At 69.3% G+C, this 4,025-nt stretch carries 4 protein-coding genes; all 4 read right to left on the reverse strand.

Features of this window, described 5'->3' with window-relative positions:
• Positions 1–1,139, reverse strand: a 1,139-nt coding sequence (locus BGO22_RS01370; RefSeq protein WP_286848447.1) for an aldehyde dehydrogenase family protein, incomplete at its 3' end; no start/stop codon positions are given.
• Positions 1,140–1,152: 13 nt separating this feature from the next.
• Positions 1,153–2,481: a TRAP transporter large permease gene (locus tag BGO22_RS01375; protein WP_070397961.1), complete on the reverse strand. Its 1,329-nt coding sequence runs from the start codon at positions 2,479–2,481 to the stop codon at positions 1,153–1,155.
• 31 nt (positions 2,482–2,512) lie between these two features.
• Positions 2,513–3,004: a TRAP transporter small permease gene (locus BGO22_RS01380; RefSeq protein ID WP_070397960.1), complete on the reverse strand. Its 492-nt coding sequence runs from the start codon at positions 3,002–3,004 to the stop codon at positions 2,513–2,515.
• 120 nt (positions 3,005–3,124) lie between these two features.
• The coding region (locus tag BGO22_RS01385; RefSeq protein WP_286848448.1) for a TRAP transporter substrate-binding protein at positions 3,125–4,025 on the reverse strand (901 nt) is incomplete at its 5' end.

Genomic DNA, 4,025 nt, shown 5'->3' on the forward strand with positions numbered 1-4,025 from the left:
ACCTCTTCCTGCGCCAGCCGGTGCTGGGGCGGCACGTCGCGCACCAGGGTGGGCGCGGCGTAGTAGCCGTTGGCGTCGGCGGCGGGGTCGATGCGGCCCTGCGCGACGATGGGCAGGCCGTCGCGCCGCACCTCGTCCAGGAAGCCGCGCACGCGTTCCTGCTGGGTCTGGCGGATCAGCGGGCCGAGGTCCAGGTCCAGGGTGGGCGGGCCGGCGCGCAGGGCGGTGAAGGCCTCGCCCAGGCGCTGCAGCAGCGGCTCGTACAGGCCGCGCTGCACCAGCAGGCGCGAGCCGGCGCTGCAGGTCTGGCCGCTGTTCTGCACGATGGCGTTGACGATGAAGGGCAGGGCCGCGTCCACGTCGGCGTCATCGAAGACGATCTGCGGTCCCTTGCCGCCCAGCTCCAGCGTGACCGGGCAGTGGCGCTCGGCCGCGGCCTGCTGGATCAGCGTGCCCACGCGCGGGCTGCCGGTGAAGCTGATGTGGTCCACGCCGGGGTGGCGCGCCAGCGCGTCGCCCACCTCATGGCCGTAGCCGGTGACGATGTTGATGGCGCCGGGCGGAAAGCCCACCTCGGCCGCCAGTTCGGCCACGCGCAGCAGCGACAGGCAGGCGTCCTCCGAGGGCTTGACCACGCAGACGTTGCCCGCGGCGAGCGCGCCGCCCACGCTGCGCCCGAAGATCTGCATCGGGTAGTTCCAGGGGATGACGTGACCGGTGACGCCGTGCGGCTCGTGCCAGGTGAGCACGCTGTAGCCATCCAGGTAGGGGATGGTGTGGCCGTGCAGCTTGTCGCCCGCGCCAGCGTAGAACTCGAAGTAGCGCACCAGGGCCAGGGCGTCGGCCTTGGCCTGCCGGGTGGGCTTGCCGCAGTCGCGCTGCTCGATGGCGGCCAGCTCGTCGGCGTGCGCGGCCACGGCGGCGCTGAGCTTCATGAGCAGGCGCCCGCGCTCGGCCGCCGTCAGGCGCGACCAGGCGCCGTCCAGGCAGCGCCGCGCGGCCTGCACGGCCGCGTCCACGTCGGCGGCGTTGCCGCGCGCGATGCTGTCGTAGGGCTGGCCGTCGGCGGGGTCGATGACGGGCAGGGACTGGCCCGAGGCGCTGGGCACGGACCGGTTGTCGATGAAATGCAGGGCCATGGCGGGGGTTCCTTCACTGCGGGCCGATGGCGGGCGCGGGCCCGATCGGCGCCACGGCGGCGGGCTTGTGGTAGACGAGGTCGCGCAGGGTGAGCGAGACCGAGGGGAAGTAGGTGATGATGGCCAGGCAACCGACGATCACCAGCACGAAGGGCACCAGGTGGGCGACCATGCGGTCGAGCGAGATCTTGGCCACGGTGGCCGCGGCGAACAGGTTCACGCCGAAGGGCGGGGTGATCATGCCCATGGCCAGGTTGACCACCATGATCATGCCGAAGTGCACCGGGTCGACGCCGAAGTGCACGGCCACCGGCACCAGGATGGGCGCCAGCACGATGATGGCCGCCGACGTCTCGATGAACATGCCGATGACGAACAGCGCCGCGTTCACGCCGAGCAGGAACCACATGGGCGACTGCAGCACGTCCTTGAGCCACAGGCCGATCGCGTCGGGGATGCCGGCGCGCGTGATGAGGAAGGCGAAGAGGCCCGCGTTGGCGATGATGAACATGATCACCGCGCTGGAGATGACCGACTTGCGCAGCACCGGCATCAGGTCTTTCAGGCCCAGCTCGCGGTGGATGCCCAGGCCCACCAGCAGGGCGTAGAACACCGCCACCACCGAGGCCTCGGTGGGCGTGAACACGCCGCCGTAGATGCCGCCCAGGATGATCACCGGCATCAGCAGCGCCCAGCCGGCCTCCCGCGTGGCGCGGCCCACGGTGAGGCGGCCGTCGCCGTCGTTCTTGCCCAGGCCCTTGAAGCGGCACCACAGGTGCACGAACAGCATCAGCGTGCCGCCGATCAGCAGGCCCGGCACCACGCCGGCGATGAACAGCTCGCCGATGGACACCTCGGCCGCCACGCCGAACAGGATCATGGGGATGGAGGGCGGGATGACCACGCCCAGCTCGGCCGAGGTGGCCTGCAGCGAGGCCGCGTAGCCCACCGGATAGCCGTGTTTGACGAGCGCGGGGATGAGGATGGAGCCGATGGCGAAGGTGGTCGCCACCGAGGAGCCCGAGACCGCGGCGAAGATCATGCAGGTGAGCACGCAGGTCATGGGCAGGCCGCCCTGCACGCCGCCCACCAGCGATTTGGCGAAGTTGACCAGGCGGCGCGAGATGCCGCCGGTCTCCATGAGGTTGCCCGCGAGGATGAAGAAGGGAATGGCGGCGAGCGGGAATTTGTCGATCGCGCTGAACATCTCCTTGGGCACCAGGATGAGCTTGTCGCCGTCGAACAGCGCCAGGCCCAGCATGGCCGAGCCGCCGATGGCGACCGCGATGGAGATGCTGAGCGCGAAGCCCAGCAGCATGGTGAAGATCAGGGTGAAGGTCATGGCGCGGTCCGGCGGTCGGCGGGTCTGGGCCTTATTGGGCCGTGGCGAGTTCTTCGTTCTTCGGGTCCAGGTGGTGCGCGATCACCGCGACCACGCCCAGCGCGGCGCCCACGGGCAGCGCGGCGTACGCCCAGGCCATGGACAGCTCCATGCTGGCGAAGGTCTGGAAGCGCACGCGCGTGACCAGGTCGATGCCGAACCAGAGGATCACGCCCAGAAAGCCCAGGTTGACCAGCGTGATGATCCAGCGCACGGCGTGGTGCCAGGCGCCGCGCGACAGGCGCAGCATCAGGTCCACCGAGACCAGCGCGCCGTGGCGCAGCGCGGCCACCACGCCCAGCATCACCATCCAGATGAGCAGGCGGCGCATGGCCTCCTCCGTCCAGGTGGAGGGCTGCGAGAGCACGAAGCGGCTGGTGACCTGCCACAGGCCCAGGCAGGAGATGAGCGCGAGCAGCAGGCAGGCGAGCGTGAGGCACAGGCCGGTGAGCGCGCGGTCCAGCCGCAGAAAGAGGGATTTCATGAGAGCACCTTCGAGGGCGGGCCCACCCAAGCGAGGGTGCCGCGGACCCGGCTGTGCCGGTCCGCAGGCATCGCCCCTTGGGGGGTGACGGCCCACGCCAGTGGGCCGGCGCGGGGGGACCTACTTCACCGCTTGAATGGCGGCGATCTTGTCGGCGCCGAATTCCTTGGCGTACTGCTGGTAGGCGGGCGCCACGGCCTTGCGGAAGCTCTCGCCGTTGACCTGCTTGACGACCTGCATGCCGTCCTTCTCCAGCTGCGCGATGCCCGTGTTCTCGTCGTCGTTGACTTTCTTGCGCTGCGCGGCGGCGGCCTTCTTGCCAGCCTCCAGGAAGACCTTCTTGTCGGCGGCCGAGAGCTTGTTCCAGACGGCGGGCGAGAGGATCAGCGCGGCCGGCGAGTAGACGTGGCCGGTCAGCGAGAGGTGTTTCTGCACTTGCGAGAACTTGGAGGACAGGATCACCGGGATCGGGTTCTCCTGGCCGTCCACCGTGCCCTGTTGCAGCGCGGTGAACAGCTCGGGGAAGGGCATGGGCGTGGGCAGGATGCCGAAGGTTTTGTAGCCGTCCATGTGCACCTTGTTTTCCATGGTGCGCATCTTCAGCCCGGCGGCGTCGCTGGCCTGGTTGATGGCCCGCTTGCTGTTGGTCATGTGGCGAAAGCCGTTCTCCGTCCAGGCCAGGTTGACCAGGCCCTTGGCTTCCATCTTCTTGCTCAGGTCCTGGCCGATGGGGCCGTCCATCACCTTGCGCGCGTGGTCGTAGTCACGGAAGAGGAAGGGGATGTCGACGATCTTGACCTCGGGCACGAAGTTGCCCAGCGGGCCGGTGGAGGTGTTCACCAGGTCCTGCGTGCCCAGCTGCACGGCCTCGATCTGCTCGCGTTCGCCGCCCAGGGCCGAGTTGGGGAACTGCTGGCACTTGTAGCGGCCTTGCGTGCCCTTCTCCATTTCCTCGCAGAACACCGTGGAGCCCACGCCGTAGTGCGAGGTGGGGGAGGTGGCGTAGCCGATCTTGAGCACG

Source organism: Hydrogenophaga sp. 70-12, assembly GCF_001897365.1.
In the GTDB taxonomy this organism is placed as follows: domain Bacteria; phylum Pseudomonadota; class Gammaproteobacteria; order Burkholderiales; family Burkholderiaceae_C; genus Hydrogenophaga; species Hydrogenophaga borbori.

Coding starts and splice junctions, on each gene's coding strand:
- BGO22_RS01375 (WP_070397961.1), bottom strand. CDS start 2,481: ATGACCTTCACCCTGATCTTCACCATGCTGCTGGGCTTCGCGCTCAGC.
- BGO22_RS01380 (WP_070397960.1), bottom strand. CDS start 3,004: ATGAAATCCCTCTTTCTGCGGCTGGACCGCGCGCTCACCGGCCTGTGC.